The sequence below is a fragment of the Hyphococcus flavus genome (genome assembly GCF_028748065.1).
In the GTDB taxonomy this organism is placed as follows: domain Bacteria; phylum Pseudomonadota; class Alphaproteobacteria; order Caulobacterales; family Parvularculaceae; genus Hyphococcus; species Hyphococcus flavus.
This window is the reverse complement of the sequence record NZ_CP118166.1, coordinates 1,193,850-1,211,804: the sequence shown is the minus strand read 5'-3', so window position 1 is coordinate 1,211,804 and position 17,955 is coordinate 1,193,850. Positions and strand designations below refer to the sequence as shown.

Here is a 17,955-nt window from a genome sequence, read left to right as displayed (position 1 = left end):
ACATGTATTCCCGCCCAGTAGCTTTATTGAATGGTGCGGTCAGAGAAAGGCAATTGTGGAGCGATGAATCGCAAGCCACGAGCGGTGAACGGAAGCAGCGTCCATATTTCCAATGCTGTCGCAACTGGTGCTGCACCAGCCTTGTTCAATATTCTAATAATAAATTAACAGGCTTAGACGGGCAAGCGTAAGGAAATTGAACGAGAGCTTCAGTCCGTTTCTAACGGCGCCATCACCCAGGAAAGCGATATCATCGGCTGGTTCGGGTCTTTTTCTTCCCAAAGCAGATCCGCTATTTCATCAAGTTTCTTGTTGATTTCACGAAGCGTGGCTTTGCTGGGCCGGTTCATGGCGCGATAAAAGCCGAGATTCCTGCCGACACCGCTTGTTTTACGGTCTTCGTTGTCTAGTCCGTCAGCAAATTCGCGATCAATACGGCGTGCGAGCGCGCTCACGATCAATTGCATTTCTTCCGCATGCGAGGGATCGCCCAAGGCTTTCAGCAAGCGCATTTTCCTTGAAGGCGTCGCGTAGAGCTTTTCAGACTTGCGGTTCACGATCCGCGTGCCTGATTCAAAAATCAGATCGACCTCCTGAAGCTGTGCGAAGTGGTGATAAAGCGCCGACGGCTTCATGCCGATCTCATAAGCGAGTTCCTTGATCGACATCGGACCTGCGCCAACCAAGTGGTCTAATATGTCCAAACGAACAGCAGAGGCGAGGCACGTAATCTGATCTTTTCGTGTGATCCAGTAAGGCTTAGTCGAGATTTTTTGTCCGGAAGGGGCGGGTTTCTTGCGCATGTGTTTGATCCTGCTGTGTTTTTTGGAATTTAAAGTGATTGCCGAAAAGACACAACGCGCAAATTTGAGAGAGTTTAGGCAATCGCCACGGGCGTTCCCCGATGAATAAGCTCGGCTCGCCGCAATTTTCTTGTCGCCTAATCAGCCAACTGTTAAACAATCAATAAAAATTTGAACAGGAAGATGGCGGTGGCGTATCACTACCGCATGTTTTGGCGTGATTGGAAGGAAGAAATGCGTAACCTAATTTTATCGTCATTGGTGGTTTTTGCCGGGGTAACCGGCGCTGTGGCAGACGACACAGCATATCATTCCATCACGGGAGAAGATCTCGCTAAACATATCGAGGTCTTGTCGTCTGATGCATTTCTCGGTCGCGCACCCGGCGGAGAGGGCGAGGAAAAAACAGTTTCCTACCTTGTTGACGCATTCAAAAAATCTGGAGCGCGCGGTGGCGTCAACGGGAAATACACGCAGGACGTTCCGTTAATCGAGGTCACGCGAGATAACGATTTTTCCCTGTCGGTCACAAAAGCCGGACAAACCAAAGAGTTTGCGGCATTCGATGATTTCGTAACGTTCGACGGAAATGCAGACGGCAAAGGGTCAATTGATGGCGCCAAGCTGATTTTCGCAGGATATGGCATTACGGCGCCTGAGTATGGCTGGGATGACTACAAAAACGCAGATGTCGAAGGCGCGATAGTTATTGTTATGCGCGGAGAGCCAAGCCGCGAAGGCGATGACGATTATTTCATGGGCCGGCAACTGACGCCGCATTATCATCAGGACAAGAAGTACGCACTTGCAGCCTCCCATGGTGCTGCCGGCGTCATCCTTATCCATACGCAAGAAAGTGCAGGCTGGCCCTGGACGCTGATGCAATCGGGTGGTGCTGGCGCAACGCAATCTTTTCTCGCTTCCACTGACAAGTCTGAGTTGCCAGACATTTCCATCCAGATGAGCGAACCTGCGACCATGGCGTTGTTCGACTTTGCTGGCGTCGATTATGCCGCGGCGACGGCGGCGGCAAATGAACAGAGCGGTCAACTAATTTCGCTCGATGCGCAAGCGCACACGACCTATGGCGGAAAGGTGCGCCGGTATGTTTCGCACAATGTCGTAGCAAAAATAGAAGGAAGTGAAGCGCCGGACGAGTGTGTAATATACACGGCGCATTGGGATCATGTCGGCGTCAATAAAGACGTGGAAGGCGACCAGATTTTTAACGGCGCTGTTGATAACGCGACTGGCACAGCGGCAATGATCGAGCTTGCTGAAGCTTATGCAATGTTGCCCCAGCCGCCGCGCCGTTCAGTCTATGTCGTTGCGACGACAGCAGAAGAAAAAGGTCTGCTTGGGGCCAAACATCTCGTAAGAGAACCGCTTTGCGCGCATAAAAACATCGTCGCTGTCCTGAATATGGATACACATTTTCCTTTTGGCTCTTTTGACGCCATGACGATCGTGGGATTGGATTTTTCTGAAATTCAGGACGAGTTTGAGCGTGCTGCATCGCGGATTGGCCGCGTTTTACAAGGTGATGGTAACCCTGAGGTTGGCGCTTTTTACCGCAATGACGCGCATCCATTCGCAGAAGCGGGCATTCCGTCGATCTTCGCTGTAGGCGCTCCCGATATGAGCAAGTGGTCTGAAGACAGTCCTTTGGCGGCAAAATACGGCGAGTACGTTACGACCAAATATCACAAGCCGGCTGACGAGTATGACGCGGAAACCTGGGATATGGCCGGTATTGAAGAAGATACGCGTGTATTTTTTGACGCCGGGCTTTCCCTCGCCAACAGTTACCGGTTTCCCAACTGGCGATACGATCTTCCATTTCGTGAACTAAGGGACCGTATGCGTGCGCAATAACACTACAAATGAGCGGTGGACGAAAATGGCGGCGAATTTCAGACCACCATTGTCGGGCCTGTGCGGGTTTATTGTTTCAGCCGTGCTTGTTTCAGCCTGCGCAGTCGAGCGAGAGGCAACCGCAAGTGATGCAGATTCCGGCAAGATCTGTGCAGCATTCCAGGCAAAACTCGAGGGCATACAATTGACGGCGGGCTTTCCTGGCGCGACGGCGGCACTCTCTTTACCCGATGGAACGCTTTGCGAGGCGGCGAGCGGGCTTGCCGATCTCGAGCAGGATATAGCGATGGACGATACGCACCGGATGCCGGCAGGCAGTATCGGAAAAACATTCGTCGCCGCTGCCGCGCTTTCGCTCATGATGGAAGGCGCAATAGACTATGACGACAAGGCCATGCGATGGCTTGGCGATAAGTCTTGGTTTGGTGATTGGCCTAATGCCGATGATATCACGATTGGTCACCTCTTGACGCACACGTCAGGTGTAGCGACGGATTATATCGCTGATCCCGAGATGCTTGCACTGTTCAATCAGGCGATTGCAGAAGATAAAACGCTGTCCTCACTGGGCGTTACTCATGAAGATTACGCAAAAGCGGTCAGCGGTACGGCGCCGTCGTTTCCGGCAGGAGAAGGGTTTCATTACACGGATGTGAGTTACGTGCTTGTCGCGCTCATTGTCGAAGAGGTTTCCGGCCAATCGCTGGAAGTTTTCGTGCAAGAAAAATTCCTGACGCCACTCAATTTGAATGACATAGCTCCGCAAAAGCGGGAGATGAAAAACATAGCGGCGGGTTATATTCCTGCGCCCTATCGGGATGCATTTGGCGGTGTTCCGGAAAAATCCCTGACTGACGATGGCGTGTTTGTTTACGACCCGGAGTTTGAATGGGGCGGCGGCGGTTATGTGAGCACGGCAGGCGACCTTGCCCTTTGGGCGAGGGCCTGGTTTGGCGGTGAGGCGATATCCGGGGACTATCTTGATGTTCAGCGGTCAAACATTGATGCGCGCGCTATCGAAACGTTACAGGCGGGGTATGGGCCGGGCATACAGCACTTGTCCGACGAGAGGCTGGGAGAGCGCTATTTTCACAGAGGTTACATGCTCGGGTACATATCCGTGACCGAGTATTTACCGTCTCATGATGTGGCGCTCAGTATGATGATCAATACGATTGATACGCAATATACAACCTACCACAATGATTTAATGCGTGAATCTATAGCCGTCATATCGGCGTCAGCCAATTGATATTGGTTGTTTTTCGGGCTGCTCTCGGCACTCGCGTGGCTGACAATCACATGACTGTGAGACGCCGGTGATACACAGCCATACCGCCCTTTACGTATTCAAAAAAATGCGTAAAAGTGAACAAAATAACACTAATTGCCAGGGGTGAGGCCATGAAAAGTGCGACAAATACATGCTGCCGTTTGGGTAAGTTCATCATAACGGCGATAGCTACTCTGGTGGTTGGACTTTCAGCTTCTGCGAACGCCAATGATCTGGAACTCACCTACGAGAAGTTTACTCTGGATAATGGTTTGAGGGTGATCGTTCATGAAGATCGCAAGGCGCCCATTGTCGCCGTAAACATATGGTATGGCGTGGGGTCGAGAGATGAGCCTGAGGGGCGAACCGGCTTCGCCCATCTTTTTGAGCATCTCATGTACAACGGTTCTGAAAATTATGACGGAGAATTTTTCAAGCCGCTTGAACAGGTCGGCGCCACGTCAGTGAACGGCAACACCTGGTTTGACCGGACCGTTTATTATGAGACTGTGCCGACGCCTGCTCTTGAACTCGCCTTATGGATGGAGTCCGATCGCATGGGAAATCTCTTGGGCGCGGTGACGCAAGAGAAACTCGATGAGCAGCGCGGGGTCGTGCAAAACGAAAAACGTCAAGGCGATAACCAGCCCTACGGCAGAGTAGGGTACAGAATTCTTGAAGGGTTATTTCCCGCCGGTCATCCCTATCGTCATTCAACTATCGGCTCGATGGAAGATTTGAACGCAGCGTCGCTGGAGGACGTTCATCAATGGTTTAATACGTATTATGGCGCTGCGAATACGGTTCTGGTTCTGGCGGGCGACATTAACGCCGATGAGGCAAGGCCCCTTGTTGAGAAATACTTTGGCGAAACCCCTTCCGGCCCGCCGCTGACGGTTTGGGACAGTTTCGTTCCTGACCGGCGGAAAAACACGTCGGAAACGATGTACGACAAGGTTCCGCAAGAGCGTTTGACGCGGCAATGGGCGGTTCCAGGCCGTCTCGACAAAGACCGCGCCATGCTGGAGCTGGCGGCGGCTGTGCTCGGCGGCGGTAAAAATTCGCGGCTTTTTGGATCGCTTGTCTATGACAAGCAAATCGCCACTAGCGCATATTCTTATGTAAACGTACAGCAGTTAGCCAGTATGTTCGCTGTTACTGTCGACGCGCGCGATGGCGTCGCCATCGACGGCGTAGAGCAGGAAGTCAACACAATCATTGATAGGCTCATCAGCGAAGGGCCCACGCCTGCAGAGCTCAACCGTATCAAGACCGACTATAGGGCATCGCTTATTCGCGGCATCGAAAGCGTCAGCGGAGATGACGGTATCGCCGGTATTCTCGGTCAGGGGGAGCTTTACGCCGATGACCCGCTATTTATCACAAATACGTTCTTGCCATGGATTGAGGCGGCGACGCCTGCCGATGTACAGGCAGCGGCCAAGAAATGGCTGAGCGACGGTTACCATCAGGTTATTGTTAAACCGTATCCGGCATATTCTTCTACGGATATATCGCCTGATCGCGCGAGCTTGCCATTCCCGACATCGACGCCAGACCTGTCGTTTCCGGAAGTCGAAACCGATGTGCTTTCAAATGGCGTGAAACTTTATGTCGCCAACCGGCCAACGGTGCCGGTTGTTAATATAGCAACCGTTTTCGACGCTGGTTATGCGGCCGACCAGGGCGGCAAGCTTGGTGTTTCGTCCTATACGCTTGCAATGCTTGACGAGGGTACGCAGCGGCGTTCAGCCCTTGCGATTGCTGAGGAGGCGGAAAATCTTGGCGCCATTATCGGCACATCTTCAACGTTGGATACGTCAAGCGTTTCCTTGTCGGCTCTGAAATCAAATCTCCGGGCGTCGCTTGCGCTTTATGCTGACGTGATCATGAATCCTGCGTTCGACCAAAAGGAAATTGACCGTCTGCGCAAACAATGGCTCGCCGGCATCGCGCAAGAACAGGCGCAGCCCGTGCAGCTTGCGCTGCGCCTTCTGCCTCCTGCGCTGTATGGATCAAGCCATGCTTATGGCATTCCCTACACGGGATCGGGGACGGCGGATTCTATACAATCCATCACGCGAGACGATCTGCTGGCGTTTCACGCCACGTGGTTGCAGCCGTCCAATGCCTCCATTGTCGTTGTTGGCGATACGACTCTCGCTGAAATCAAGCCTGAACTTGAAAGGGCGCTGAGAAGGTGGGCGTCGACGACTGACGTGCCGGAAAAGGCGATTGCGAATGTCGCGAATGCAACTAACAACCGGCTTATCTTGATCGACAAGCCGGGATCGCCGCAATCAATCATCATGGGCGGCAGACTGGCGCCGTCTTCGTCTGCGCCAAATGATCCCGCCATCACGGCGATGAACGATATTCTCGGCGGCCAGTTTACGTCCCGCATCAACATGAATTTGCGCGAGGATAAAAGCTGGGCCTATGGCGCCTTTACTTTTCTTGTCGGCGCCAAGGGGCAGCGCCCGGTGATCGCCTATGCGCCGGTTCAGACGGACAAGACAGCCGAAGCGCTTACTGAAATGCGCAATGAGATCGGGCGGTTCCTGACGAGCGCGCCGGCGACGGGCGAAGAGTTGAGCGATGTCGTGGCGCTGAATGTCAAATCATTGCCCGGCAACTATGAAACTGGCGGAGCGGTCATGTCATCCATGCTTTCCAGCCTGCGTTATGGCAGGCCGCTGGATTATCCTGCGACGCTGAAACAGCAGTTTGAAAGCCTTGCCCTCAGCGACATTGAGGCGGCGGCGCGTCAGGTCTTTCAGCCAGCGACTTTTACCTGGATTGTTGTCGGCGATCTTGATGAGATCGAACAGCCGTTACGCTCGCTTGGGCTGGAGTCTGTCGAAATTTGGGATCTGGACGGCAACAAGCTGCGGTAAAGTTCAGCCCTGATGACGGGTGAGGGATGCATGCACATCGGGGTTGGGGGCCCGATAAAATGGCTCGCCACGCTGGGCGCACTCAAGCCGACACATAAAGGCCCCTTACTATGACACGCTGATCGTAGGTTCTACTTAACCGATCCAATCGATTATCAGGACCGACTGAACCTTTACGCTTGCGTCGCTAACGATCCGGTGAAAATGACGGATCCCAACAGGGAAATTGCGGTCTTAGCGGCTTGTCTGAACCCTGCATGTGGTGATGCTGTTGCGTCGGCGGCAACGGCAATTGAAAAGCCGCATTGATTATAGGATCAGCGGCTGTAGCTATCGACAAATTCATATTCAATGATAGCGCTGGCCGTAAAGGATTGGCTGGTGAAGGAAGCCCTGCAGGAGCAGCGCCGTCCTGTGGGGATGTTAAGCTGCATCCAATCCCAGGTGTTTCAACAGAAACAAGAAGTGGTGAAATTGAGAAAGGGACGAGCGATGAAGAAAAGAACGAGCAAAGTCAGGAGGGCTCTCGCAGCAATAAACATACGGAAATGGTTTGGGAGTCATTTATTTGATGTTTGAAGGGGTAACTCTGCCAGCCCAACCAGAAGGCTTAAATTAAGCAACTTGTAAAATCATGACGAATACCAACAATAAATACGAACAGTTAGCAATTGAAGCTTGCGAACTAGGAAAGGCTTTGTGGGTTGCCGACCTCAAGGGGAATAAAGAAAAAGAGATGCAAGACATGAATAGGTTTATGTTCAAATTAGTAGATGATGTGCGCGCTGGAAAAATCAAGAAGCGAGAAAGTGTTTTAATATTTCTCATAATACAAATTGTTGGATTTACGGCGCCGCACAAGTTGACTAAACCTGACGATATGAAGGTGCGTATGGAAACTGCCAGAAAAGCTATCGAAGCGAACAAGTTGTCAGATAGCATCAAGCGAATATTAAATCGCATGATTGATCTTATGGAGGATTCTTATTTCGCCGATGAGTCAATTAAAGAGCAATATTTTCAAATTGAACGCCAGACCGTCCCAGATTACTTATTTGATTTTTATCAAACTTATCTCACTTTTCGGCAAGCAAGATAGGACGCATCAAGCGTTAGCGCCATACGCTATAAATGGAGCGAGTCCTCATGGTGGAACTGATTAAAGCAATTGGTGAAAATTCTGTCGCACTAACCAAGCTTTTTGATAATCCGCTGGTTGGGCTCGCTGAAAGACGATTAAATCACAACAAAATAGATAGCCTTATCTTTGATTTTGGTTTTCCAAATAGGCTGCTAGTGCAATCGACACCTACTAATTTCGGAGGTTGCTTCGAAATTGATATACTGACGTTATCTCTAACAGATGTTACGTTGGAAAAAGAAAAGAAACTTCCATTTAAAAAAATAAACATTCAGGGTGCTGAACGTTTAACTATTCATGAAGCGGGGTATATAATTACAACAGGTATAAGGTTGTTAGCGGGCCGTGGTTCGTTGGAAATAGTAGGCGGAGATATTCTGGCGTCGCTGTCAGTATATGGATGGGCATTTCCTACCCAAGATCAGCAGCGAGCATTTTCAGCTTTAAAATACAAAACTGTCGCTTGGTTATAGTAGTCTAGTCAAAATTCGAACTATGCGGAGTTCGATTGCCACGCCTCTTCCATGTTGAATACAGCTTTAACACGAGGTGTTCGGTTTGAATGATGGGGTCCCACACCAATCATTCAGATCCGCCTCACTCTTTATGGACGACGTGACGAACCCCGGATCGGGGTCCGGGACAGGCGGCAAGACGACGGACTATGCGTCGATCGGACCGGCGGGCGTGCCCCTTGAAACCACGGGCAGACCGCCAACGAAACACTGAACAAATGTCCTGAAGAAAATTGGAGCGGGCGATGCGATTCGAACGCACGACCTAAACCTTGGCAAGGTTTCGCTCTACCCCTGAGCTACGCCCGCTCACTATTCCGCCGGTAGTTGATGACCGGCAGGGGCCGCTATATGCACGAGGGATTGCGCTATTGCAAGCGGAAGATTTCGCCTTAACCATCCTGGCTGGCCGGAGCGTTAACCCATGACCGAAGAGAGCGCCGATGCGCCGCAACCGGCCCCTGACGCTGCGAGCCGGGAAGACCTTTTTGCTTTCCTCGACAGGTTGAATATCACCCACAAGACGGTCGAACATGAGGCGATTTTTACGGTTGAGCAGGGCCGGGCGCTGAAACGCCAATGGGCCGGCGGGCACTCGAAAAATCTGTTTTTGAAAGACAAAAAAGGATCGCTCTTTCTTGCCGTGGCGCTGGGGGAGACACGCGTCGATCTTGTCGGCCTTGGCAAGCGGATCGGCGCGAAGGGGCGGTTGTCGTTCGGCAAGCCGGCGTTGATGACTGAAACCCTCGGGGTCATTCCCGGCGCGGTGACACCTTTTACGCTGATCAATAAAAGCGCGGCGGCGCTTTCCTCCGTAATCCTCGACACAGCGCTCCTGGCCTGTGATCCGGTCTGGTTTCATCCCCTTGAAAACACCGCTTCGACCGCGATCGCGCCGTCCGACCTCAAGGCATTCGTGTCAGCATGCGGTTTCGAGGCGCAGATCATTGATCTTGAGGCCCCGCTGGCGTCCTGAACGGTTGCGTTTCGCGGCGCGGGCCCTCATTTATGGGAGCGAAATGACGGAGATTTCGGCATGAGCGAGATACTCGGCGCCAATGGCCTGCCGACAGGCGATGCGGATAATGGCGATCTGATCAAGGACGCCACGATTGAGACTTTTGAAGCTGATGTACTGTCAGCGTCGATGACGACGCCGGTAGTTGTGGATTTCTGGGCTGACTGGTGCCAGCCCTGCAAGCAGCTTGCGCCAGCGCTGGAAAAGGCGGTGAAGGCGGCGGGCGGCAAGGTGCGTCTCGTCAAAATCGATATAGACAAGAACCAGATGCTTGCCTCGCAGTTGCGTATTCAGTCGATCCCGACGGTGTACGCGTTTTTCCAGGGCCGTCCTGTAGATGGATTTCAGGGCGCGGTGCCGGAAAGTGAAATCAAGGATTTTATTGACCGTCTCGTGCAGGCTGCGAGCTCGGCTGGCGTTCCCGGTCAAGAGGAGGCGGCGCAGGACAATTACGCAGAGCTTGGCGCTGCGGCGTTGGCTAATGGCGACGTGACGGCTGCGGCGCAGCTTTTTGCGCAAGGCGTGCAGACTGACCCTGAAAACATTGCGGCGATCGCCGGGCTTGCGCGCTGCCATCTGGCGCTCGGTGATGCAGAGCAGGCGAAGCAGACCTTGGCGCTGGCGCCTGCTGACAAGCAGAGCGATCCGGAACTTTCCAGTGTTGCAGCGGCTCTATCCTTGGCGGAAAGCGGCAATAGCGGCGATGTCGCCGCGCTGGAGGCAAAAGTTGCATCAGAACCAGAGAACCTGGAAGCGCGTTTCGATCTTGCCGGGGCGCAGCTAAGCGCCGGCGCCATGGAAGAAGCGGTGGACACGCTGCTGGCGATCATAGAGCGTGACCGGGAGTGGAACGAAGAAGCCGCGCGCAAGAAGCTGTTGACGGTTTTTGATGCGCTCGGACAAACTCACCCAGCCACGGTGCGAGGCCGGCGAAAACTGTCGTCGGTGCTGTTCTCATAATGGAGGCGGCACGCGCGCGGCGCCGAAGCGCAACGCCCGAAACGTTGCCGCTGTTTCCGCTGGAAGGCGCGGTTCTATTGCCTGGCGGGCAATTGCCGCTCAATATTTTCGAACCGCGCTATTTGCGAATGATCGATGATGCGCTTGGCGGCGCCCGGTTGATCGGCATGATCCAGCCAAAAGACGGCATGCAAGATGAAAAACCCGCCCTATACGATGTCGGCTGCGCCGGACGGATTACGTCATTCGCCGAAACCGATGATGGCCGTTATGTCATTACACTGACTGGCGCACGGCGGTTCAAATTAGATGAAGAGGTAGCGAGCGATACCCCATACCGCTTGGCGCGCCCTGACTGGTCTTATTTTGAACGTGATGCAGAAAAGGATCCGACTGCCGAGGCGGTGGACCGGGACGAATTGCTCTCGGTCCTGAAAAACTATCTGGAGGCTGAAAACCTTCACGTGGAATGGGAGCAGGCGAGCAACGCCCCTGTTGAGGCGCTGATTGTCTCACTGGCCATGGGCTGTCCTTTTGCGCCAAATGAAAAACAGGCGATTCTGGAAACGCCCAGTATCGTTGATCAGGCGAAATGCCTGATGACGTTGATGCGATTTTCTGACGCCGATGACAGCGGCGGTGATGACCCGCTTTTGCAATAGCCATATGCTTTAAGGATCAAATGCATGGCCGACACAAACAAACCCGACAATCGTGCTGCGGTCGACCCCAAGCTCTTGGAGATTCTGGTCTGTCCGCAAACGAAAGGGCCGCTCGTTTTTGACCGGGAGAATAACGAATTGCATAGCAAAAAAGCGGCGCTCGCGTATCCCATTCGCGACGGCGTACCTATTATGTTGACGGATGAAGCCCGGCCCCTGAACGATGATGAGATGCGCAAGCTATAATCGGCCCGCCTTATGCAAGGCCCGCGCAAACGCGTATAAAATTCGGGTTAATGCGCCGTCGTGGTGAGAGTGGAAAAGTAATGGCAAGCGCGATGTCTCATATCGCGGCAACTTCAGAAAAAGCGTCCGAAATCCGCGCGGAATTGCTCAGCGCGGATGTTAACCAGTTTGATGAGAGATTGCTGTCCGCATGGCGACGTCTCGCTGGCGATCTTGCTGAAGAAAACCCGTTCTATGAATCATGGGCGCTCGTGCCGGCGCTTCAGTCTTATGCTGATAAAAAGGTTCGCCTCGCATGCATCTGGTCAGGCGATGAATTGCTTGCGCTTCTGCCGGTTCGCGCTTCGCGCGGCTATGCGCGGCTTCCTGTCGCGCATTGGAAAAGCTGGATCTATCCCCATTGTTATTTCACGACGCCGTTGGTCAAGCGCGGCGCCGTAGCGGCTGCGTTATCATCCCTGATGGCTCTTTTGTGTGATGGTGATGAAGCGCGGGACTTTTTATCGCTCTCTCGCATCGATTGTGAGGGGAACCTGCTGAAGACGGCTGAAAAAACCGTGCAAATGGCCGGACGGTCTATGTATGAAACGCATCGTATTGGACGCGCCATTTTGCGATCAGGCGCTTCGGCCGAGGCGACGCTTGCGGTTCATGTGCGGAAAAAAAAGCGAAAAGAACTGAAGCGTCTGCGCAACCGGCTGGAGGAATTGGGCCATGTTCACGTGCGTGAATATTCAGGAAACGATAACCTCGATCAGTGGATCGAGGCTTTTCTGGCCCTCGAAGACAATGGCTGGAAAAGAAAACGGCGTACGTCCTTAAAAGCACATGAAGCGGATGAATACTGGTTTCGCGAGGCAATTTCCGCCGCCAGCATTGCGGGTAAGCTGCACTTCATACGAATTGATCTGGATGACCGGCCGATCGCCATGCTCGTCAGCCTGATCGCTAACGGGGCGGGGTATTCTCTGAAGATCTGTCACGACCCTGATTTCGCCAGATATTCGCCTGGCGTCATGATCGAAATCGAAGCCATGCGGTCACTGCTGGAAAGAGACGATTTTCTCTTTATGGACTCGTGCGCTTCGCCTGATCACTCCATGATCAACGGTCTCTGGCGCGCGCGACGGGACCTCACAACACTGAATATAAGCGGCAGTGGGCTGAGGAGGCGTACTATCACAGGGCTTTGCAGACGTCTGGAAGGCGTGCGCGCAAAAGTGTCGAAAGGGCGGAAATGATTTTCGACCCGCAGTCTTTCGAAAGCTTCTCAGGCCGCTACCCCGATCAGTGGTGCGTATTGCGGCATTCATTATCGGGCCATCAGCTTTTTAGAATTGATCAATTGACGGCGCTGGCGGCGGCGTTGCCTGTCGAAAGCGTCGAATATAACGCCGGCGACCTTCCCATCAGTCAGGACCCGACGACAACACCAATGAATGGCCTGACGCCTGAGGAAACCGTTCGTCGTATTGCAGAAAATAATTCCTGGATGGTTTTAAAAAACGTCGAACAACAGCCATCCTATAGACAGGCCATGGATCATTGCCTGGGCGCGATCGAAGGCATTGTTGAGAAATCATCCGGGGCTATGCACAAGCGCGAGGCGTTTGTTTTTGTTTCTTCGCCAGGATCAGTGACGCCGTTTCATATGGATCCGGAGCATAACATCCTGATGCAATTGGAGGGCTCTAAGACCTTTAGAATCTATCCGAACAAAAGCCGGGATATCGTTTCTGACGAGCAACACGAGGCTTTCCATATAGAAGGGGCTCACAGAAACCTTCCTTACAGGGAAGAGTTTGAAAAACAGGCGCAGGCGATAACATTGAAGCCAGGTGATGCGCTCTACGTCCCGGTGAAGTCACCGCACTGGGTTGCGGTGAACGATGCGGTATCCGTTTCACTTTCGATTACGTGGCGCAGTGCTGCCTCGGACAATGAGGGGCTCCTGCGCAGGGGAAATGGCTGGCTGCGATCTCGGGGCGGGCGACCGCCGAGCCCCGGGCGTGCGCCCCTCAGAGACCGGGCTGTTATAATCTCACGGCGGATCATTGAGCGGTTAAGCCGTCACTAAAACCTTAAAACTCTAACTGCGATGCTGGCAAATTTCATTGCGGCAGTGTAAGGGACGGGACTTTTTACTTACCCGGAGGAGGCATGGCCGACGTTCCGCCATTTAATGCGCCAGCCAGCGATCTTGTCGCCTGTGAGACGCCGCAAGATGCTGTGAAGCGATTGACGGCGCTATATGAAGAAGCGCATCAGCTGACAAAGCAGCGGTTTGAACGCTATCTCGATGGCGCTGAAAAACTCGAACAGGAGGGTGGTGCGGTCTACCCTTATCTCTGCGCGGTCGTGCCGGCTGAGGCTGCCCCGCAGACCTCTAAACTGGCGCTTGGGCAAATCGCATCGGTAAGCGTTCACGGCGCGACAATCACCCAGCCTGCGCTTTTCGGCAGCTATCTTGAAGAACAACTGAGCCGGATCATAGAGCGATTTTCTGCGAAGATTTTTGTTGGAAAATCATACACGCCAATTCCGCTGACGTTTGCGCTTGAAAAAGCGACGGCGTCGTTGACGCTCGACAAGCGGCTTCGTCTTCAGCACCATTTCCACACGCCTAATCTGGTCGCCACCAATGATGATATTGTCGACGGGCAATATATACTGAAAAGACACGGCGCTATGCCATTGACCTTGTTCACTGCCGAGCGGGTAGATTATTCGCTGCACCGGATACAGCACTATACGGCGACGAAGCCAGAGCACTTTCAGGACTATATTCTGTTCACGAACTATCAACGGTATGTGGATGAGTTTGTCGAATATGCGCGTGATGAACTGGCTGCGGGGCGCGCAGAGGCGCTGATTGAACCTGGCGACCGCACCACGACGAAAACAGTCGCGCCGAACACGCCGCCGCTTTCTCAATTGCCGCAAATGCCCGCTTATCATCTGGTGCAGAAAGGGCATAAGGGCATTACGCTCGTCAATATTGGCGTCGGCCCCTCAAACGCGAAAACAATTACTGACCATCTAGCTGTGTTGCGTCCTCATGTCTGGCTGATGATCGGTCATTGCGGCGGATTGCGCCGTACGCAGCGGTTGGGCGATTACGTTCTCGCGCATGCTTATTTGCGCGAAGACAATGTGCTTGATGACGTCTTGCCGCCATCGGTGCCGCTACCGACATTGGCGGAAATACAGCTTGCTCTAACGCGCGCGGTGCAGGAAGTGTCGGGTATCGAAGCAAAGAAACTGAAAGAGCACTTGCGTACGGGAACAGTTGTCACCACCAGCGACCGCAACTGGGAATTACGTTTCGAACGCAATGCAGTGCGTTTAAATCAGGCGCGGGCCATCGCGATCGATATGGAATCGGCGACAATTGCAGCAAACGGTTATCGTTATCGCGTGCCTTATGGAACATTGCTTTGCGTCTCCGATCGCCCGCTTCATGGCGAGGTGAAGTTGCCAGGCATGGCGGATGCTTTTTACCAGGAACGCGTCAGCCAGCATCTCGAGATCGGCGTTAAGGCAATAGAAGTCCTTCGTGAAGAAGCGAATGCGGGAACGCTGCACTCGCGCAAGCTGCGCAGTTTTGACGAGCCGTTTTTCAGATAGGGTCTTTGGTTACGGTTTTTCGACCAGTTCAATCTTGAACAGCTTTGGCCAGTTTTTGCCGGTGACATAGAGAATATTTTCCTCACCGTTGTAGGCAATGCCGTTCAGGACATCGGTTTGTCCCTGAATGAAATCTTTTTCCGGCAGCAGGCCCCTAAGGTCCACGAGCCCTGTAACGGCGCCTGTCTCGGGGTCAATGCGGGCAAGAACATTGGTCAACCAGATATTTGCATAAATCTCGCCTTCGACCCACTCGAGTTCATTGAGCTTGCCGAGTGGCTCGCCCCGCAAGGTGACTTGTGTTCTTCGCTTTTCTGAAAAGTCCAATGGATCAAGAAATCTCAATTGATCTGTTCCATCGCTCATCACCAGCTCATTGCCATTGTTGGTGAGGCCCCAGCCTTCACCTTCGTACTTGAAGCTTTCTTCCATCTCGAAACTTTTCGCATCGAACCGGAAGGCTTTGCCGTTCCGCCAGCTTATAACGAAAATATCATCATCTATGATCGCGGAGCCTTCTCCGAAAATCTCGGGCGCAAGGGCGGCGGATTGAACGACCTCGCCGCTATCAAGCTCTACACGGCGTAATGAGGATTCGCCAAAAAGGCCGGTGCTCTCAACAAGGGTGTCGCCGTCGAAAAACAGGCCTTGCGTGAACCCGTCCGTAGCGTGCGGATAAGTTTCCAATATGCGATAATCATATATCGTCGGTTCGACCGGTTCCGAAGCGCATGCGCACTGAGCCGAAAACAATGCTGCAATTAATATGACGAGGTTGGGTCTCACAACGGTCTTTCGTAAATCCGGTAGGTTTTGTAGATTTCTCCGCCAAGGTCTTTCAGCATTGAGATCATCGACTCATTGCTTTCCAAAATCCATGATAATTCAGAATCGCAAACGCCGCGCTGTGTATTGGCTTGGTAAACCATCTCTATCATCTTATACGCCAGCGCTGTACCAACCGGCCGGCGATGCAGTTTGCGGACGACGCCCATTAACGGCATGCGCGCCCTGTGCACGCCCTTTATTTTTAGCCGCCAGATCAGCTTCACCCAGTTGAACGGCAAAAGCTTGCCGCCGAAATCACGGATCGCATGATTAACATCAGGCAGGACCAGGCCGAAGGCGGCTGGCTCGCCGTCATAATAACAAAAGACGACATTATGCGGAGATATGACGGGGCGCAGCTCTTTGGCCATATGCTCAGCCTGTTCATTGCTGAGCGGTACAAAGCCCCAGTTGTCATACCAGGCGTCGTTAAATATATCGACGACTCTTTTGATATCCGCGTCAAAGTCAGACATATTCAGTGTGCGGTAAGATACTTTCGGATTTGAAAGCGCCTTGTCGAGAAAACGTTGGCGCTTTTTCGGAACAAGCCTTTTCTGTGTGAAAAACCGCAATGCATAAACATCTATGGCTTTGCCGAACCCTTCCTTTTCCATCAGTGCGGGATAATAGGGGCGGCCATGAGGCATCATCACATATGGCGGTTCCTCGAAGCCGTCGATGAGCATGCCCATTTCTTCATTGACAGAAAAATTAAATGGGCCTGCAATCTTGCTCATACCCTGCTGCTTTAGCCAGGCGCTGGCGGTGTCGAGTAATGATTGCGCGACGTGCTGGTCGTCTATGCATTCAAAGAAACCGAAATGCCCGGCGCCATCATTGTGGCGCTCAAGGTGGCGTTTATTGACGATAGCGCCAATGCGCCCCGCCGGGACGCCATTCTTGTAGGCAATCCATAGTTGGTGCGGTGAATCTTTCAGGCCCGGATTCTTGTTAGCGTCCAGGCGGGACCCAATTTCAAATTCCAGCGGTGCAATATAGTTTGGGTCGTCCTTGTAGAGAGTGTTTGGAAGCTGGATGAACAACTTACGGTCAGCAGAAGAGGCGACTGAGCGTACGTCGATAGCATTCGTTGCCAAGCTATGAGCAGTGTTCTGATTCATCCAGACGCTTTCGTAATTTTGGCACTACCATTAACAGGTTGATGCACTCCGCATGTTATTTAAGACCTAATGCGAAAGCCGCTCAATGAAAAGCTATACGGGTGTCTAGAGCGCGTCCACAAAAAGTGTGAGCGTCGACGGTTCCCTTCCATCGACTTGGGTTCGGAAGCGCGACTACTAAAGAATCTAGACTGCGTTCTTAATTCGAAAAAAGTGGGCGCGGTTTAGTTTAGGTTGATGCTGACTTTTGCGCCGGTCTCGGCGCCAACCTCAAACAACGCCTTTTCAACTTTTGGCGGGCCGAAACGCACCTTTGGATTGTTTGAAATGCCCCAAGGCTCAGCTGGAAGGCCGATGCCGTTTTTGTCAAAATCACCATTGGCGTTTTCGTCATGATAAACGGACATGGCGAAAAGACCGCTTTCGGGCGCGCGGATGCAGAATTTTGTCTGCGGCGCCTTGGCGGCGAACCTGACTTGCAAAATCCGACCGCGGCCGCGCAGGAAGCCATCTTCCTCGTTGGGGTATAAATCTGCTGTGATCAGGCCATGTGCGCCCTTTACGTCATTGACGATGATGCGGATTTCATTTTCATGGCCTGAACAGCTCACATGTTCGAATGTGAAGTCCGCAGCGCTTGCCGCGTCATCGTCATCATTGGCGTTCACAGTCGCCGTGGAGAGACAAAGAAACGCTGATGTGAAAAATCCGATACGCTTTAACATGATCTTGTTTCCTGTTCTGATCAAAAACCAGTTGATCTTACTTCTTTGCCCTTCAAACGGCGGAATTATGTCGAAAATTACGCATGACGCAATCGTGATAAAGCGTGCCGGCCGCCAGCAATTTCTCTAGTCACTAAATGCGACAACTTTGTGTAGGTCAAAGATGCCCGCTGGCGTTTATATGCGCCCCACCGGGACAACTCTGCGTAGTAAATCACAACTGATGCCGCGCCACCTCCCTGCAAAACAGCATGCTATGCC

16 protein-coding genes and 1 tRNA gene are annotated in these 17,955 nt (G+C 52.7%); 12 read left to right on the top strand and 5 right to left on the bottom strand.

What is annotated here, in order from left to right; all coding sequences use genetic code 11:
* Positions 1-209: 209 nt before the first annotated feature.
* Positions 210-803 (bottom strand): winged helix-turn-helix domain-containing protein, encoded by a 594-nt coding sequence (locus PUV54_RS05865; protein ID WP_274494660.1) that lies wholly within the window; start codon positions 801-803, stop codon positions 210-212.
* A gap of 234 nt (positions 804-1,037) precedes the next feature.
* Between PUV54_RS05865 and PUV54_RS05860 the strand changes: the two genes are divergently transcribed.
* The 5 genes from PUV54_RS05860 to PUV54_RS05840 all read left to right on the top strand — a co-directional run bounded on the left by PUV54_RS05860 (position 1,038) and on the right by PUV54_RS05840 (position 8,462).
* Positions 1,038-2,678, top strand: coding sequence for a M28 family peptidase (locus PUV54_RS05860; RefSeq protein WP_274494659.1), 1,641 nt, complete (start codon positions 1,038-1,040; stop codon positions 2,676-2,678).
* Positions 2,668-3,930 (top strand): serine hydrolase domain-containing protein, encoded by a 1,263-nt coding sequence (locus PUV54_RS05855; protein ID WP_274494658.1) that lies wholly within the window; start codon positions 2,668-2,670, stop codon positions 3,928-3,930. The genes PUV54_RS05860 and PUV54_RS05855 overlap by 11 nt, the downstream gene beginning before the upstream one ends.
* A gap of 152 nt (positions 3,931-4,082) precedes the next feature.
* Complete coding sequence (locus PUV54_RS05850) at positions 4,083-6,848, top strand: M16 family metallopeptidase (protein ID WP_274494657.1); 2,766 nt, start codon at positions 4,083-4,085, stop codon at positions 6,846-6,848.
* A 634-nt stretch (positions 6,849-7,482) separates the two neighbouring features.
* On the top strand, positions 7,483-7,947 hold the full coding sequence (locus PUV54_RS05845; RefSeq protein WP_274494656.1) for a hypothetical protein: 465 nt from the start codon (positions 7,483-7,485) through the stop codon (positions 7,945-7,947).
* Positions 7,948-7,994: 47 nt separating this feature from the next.
* Positions 7,995-8,462: a hypothetical protein gene (locus PUV54_RS05840; protein ID WP_274494655.1), complete on the top strand. Its 468-nt coding sequence runs from the start codon at positions 7,995-7,997 to the stop codon at positions 8,460-8,462.
* 276 nt (positions 8,463-8,738) lie between these two features.
* Here the strand turns inward: PUV54_RS05840 and PUV54_RS05835 are convergent.
* Positions 8,739-8,813 (bottom strand) — tRNA-Gly (locus PUV54_RS05835).
* A 115-nt stretch (positions 8,814-8,928) separates the two neighbouring features.
* Between PUV54_RS05835 and PUV54_RS05830 the strand changes: the two genes are divergently transcribed.
* From PUV54_RS05830 to PUV54_RS05800, 7 genes are all read left to right on the top strand, one after another.
* The gene (locus tag PUV54_RS05830) at positions 8,929-9,480 is read left to right on the top strand and encodes a prolyl-tRNA synthetase associated domain-containing protein (RefSeq protein WP_274494654.1); all 552 of its coding nucleotides are present in this window, start codon (positions 8,929-8,931) and stop codon (positions 9,478-9,480) included.
* 60 nt (positions 9,481-9,540) lie between these two features.
* A complete protein-coding gene (locus PUV54_RS05825) occupies positions 9,541-10,482 on the top strand; it encodes a thioredoxin family protein (protein WP_274494653.1) in 942 nt (313 codons plus the stop codon).
* Positions 10,482-11,144 carry an LON peptidase substrate-binding domain-containing protein gene (locus PUV54_RS05820; protein WP_274494652.1) on the top strand — a complete coding sequence of 221 codons (663 nt, stop codon included), beginning with the start codon at positions 10,482-10,484 and terminating at the stop codon, positions 11,142-11,144. The genes PUV54_RS05825 and PUV54_RS05820 overlap by 1 nt, the downstream gene beginning before the upstream one ends.
* A 24-nt stretch (positions 11,145-11,168) precedes the next feature.
* Complete coding sequence (locus tag PUV54_RS05815) at positions 11,169-11,390, top strand: Trm112 family protein (protein ID WP_274494651.1); 222 nt, start codon at positions 11,169-11,171, stop codon at positions 11,388-11,390.
* 92 nt (positions 11,391-11,482) lie between these two features.
* Complete coding sequence (locus PUV54_RS05810; protein WP_274494650.1) at positions 11,483-12,631, top strand: GNAT family N-acetyltransferase; 1,149 nt, start codon at positions 11,483-11,485, stop codon at positions 12,629-12,631.
* The gene (locus PUV54_RS05805) at positions 12,628-13,467 is read left to right on the top strand and encodes a cupin-like domain-containing protein (RefSeq protein ID WP_274494649.1); all 840 of its coding nucleotides are present in this window, start codon (positions 12,628-12,630) and stop codon (positions 13,465-13,467) included. The genes PUV54_RS05810 and PUV54_RS05805 overlap by 4 nt, the downstream gene beginning before the upstream one ends.
* Positions 13,468-13,550: 83 nt before the next feature.
* Entirely contained in the window at positions 13,551-15,017 is a 1,467-nt protein-coding gene (locus PUV54_RS05800; protein WP_274494648.1) for an AMP nucleosidase, read from the top strand.
* 9 nt (positions 15,018-15,026) lie between these two features.
* On the opposite strand, the gene PUV54_RS05795 is transcribed toward PUV54_RS05800, so the two are convergent.
* The 3 genes from PUV54_RS05795 to PUV54_RS05785 form a co-directional block, all read right to left on the bottom strand.
* The gene (locus PUV54_RS05795) at positions 15,027-15,803 is read right to left on the bottom strand and encodes a glutaminyl-peptide cyclotransferase (RefSeq protein ID WP_274494647.1); all 777 of its coding nucleotides are present in this window, start codon (positions 15,801-15,803) and stop codon (positions 15,027-15,029) included.
* The gene (locus PUV54_RS05790) at positions 15,800-16,969 is read right to left on the bottom strand and encodes a hypothetical protein (protein WP_274494646.1); all 1,170 of its coding nucleotides are present in this window, start codon (positions 16,967-16,969) and stop codon (positions 15,800-15,802) included. Before PUV54_RS05790 ends, PUV54_RS05795 begins: the two co-directional genes overlap by 4 nt.
* A gap of 224 nt (positions 16,970-17,193) precedes the next feature.
* Complete coding sequence (locus PUV54_RS05785) at positions 17,194-17,694, bottom strand: DUF2141 domain-containing protein (protein WP_274494645.1); 501 nt, start codon at positions 17,692-17,694, stop codon at positions 17,194-17,196.
* Positions 17,695-17,955: the final 261 nt, after the last annotated feature.

What these genes read in the sequence shown, in the direction of transcription:
- PUV54_RS05840 (WP_274494655.1), top strand. Translation starts at nt 7,995, where the DNA reads ATGGTGGAACTGATTAAAGCAATTGGTGAAAATTCTGTCGCACTAACC.
- PUV54_RS05805 (WP_274494649.1), top strand. Translation starts at nt 12,628, where the DNA reads ATGATTTTCGACCCGCAGTCTTTCGAAAGCTTCTCAGGCCGCTACCCC.
- PUV54_RS05825 (WP_274494653.1), top strand. Translation starts at nt 9,541, where the DNA reads ATGAGCGAGATACTCGGCGCCAATGGCCTGCCGACAGGCGATGCGGAT.
- PUV54_RS05850 (WP_274494657.1), top strand. Translation starts at nt 4,083, where the DNA reads ATGAAAAGTGCGACAAATACATGCTGCCGTTTGGGTAAGTTCATCATA.
- PUV54_RS05860 (WP_274494659.1), top strand. Translation starts at nt 1,038, where the DNA reads ATGCGTAACCTAATTTTATCGTCATTGGTGGTTTTTGCCGGGGTAACC.
- PUV54_RS05865 (WP_274494660.1), bottom strand. Translation starts at nt 803, where the DNA reads ATGCGCAAGAAACCCGCCCCTTCCGGACAAAAAATCTCGACTAAGCCT.
- PUV54_RS05785 (WP_274494645.1), bottom strand. Translation starts at nt 17,694, where the DNA reads ATGTTAAAGCGTATCGGATTTTTCACATCAGCGTTTCTTTGTCTCTCC.
- PUV54_RS05845 (WP_274494656.1), top strand. Translation starts at nt 7,483, where the DNA reads ATGACGAATACCAACAATAAATACGAACAGTTAGCAATTGAAGCTTGC.
- PUV54_RS05810 (WP_274494650.1), top strand. Translation starts at nt 11,483, where the DNA reads ATGTCTCATATCGCGGCAACTTCAGAAAAAGCGTCCGAAATCCGCGCG.
- PUV54_RS05790 (WP_274494646.1), bottom strand. Translation starts at nt 16,969, where the DNA reads ATGAATCAGAACACTGCTCATAGCTTGGCAACGAATGCTATCGACGTA.
- PUV54_RS05830 (WP_274494654.1), top strand. Translation starts at nt 8,929, where the DNA reads ATGACCGAAGAGAGCGCCGATGCGCCGCAACCGGCCCCTGACGCTGCG.
- PUV54_RS05815 (WP_274494651.1), top strand. Translation starts at nt 11,169, where the DNA reads ATGGCCGACACAAACAAACCCGACAATCGTGCTGCGGTCGACCCCAAG.
- PUV54_RS05800 (WP_274494648.1), top strand. Translation starts at nt 13,551, where the DNA reads ATGGCCGACGTTCCGCCATTTAATGCGCCAGCCAGCGATCTTGTCGCC.
- PUV54_RS05820 (WP_274494652.1), top strand. Translation starts at nt 10,482, where the DNA reads ATGGAGGCGGCACGCGCGCGGCGCCGAAGCGCAACGCCCGAAACGTTG.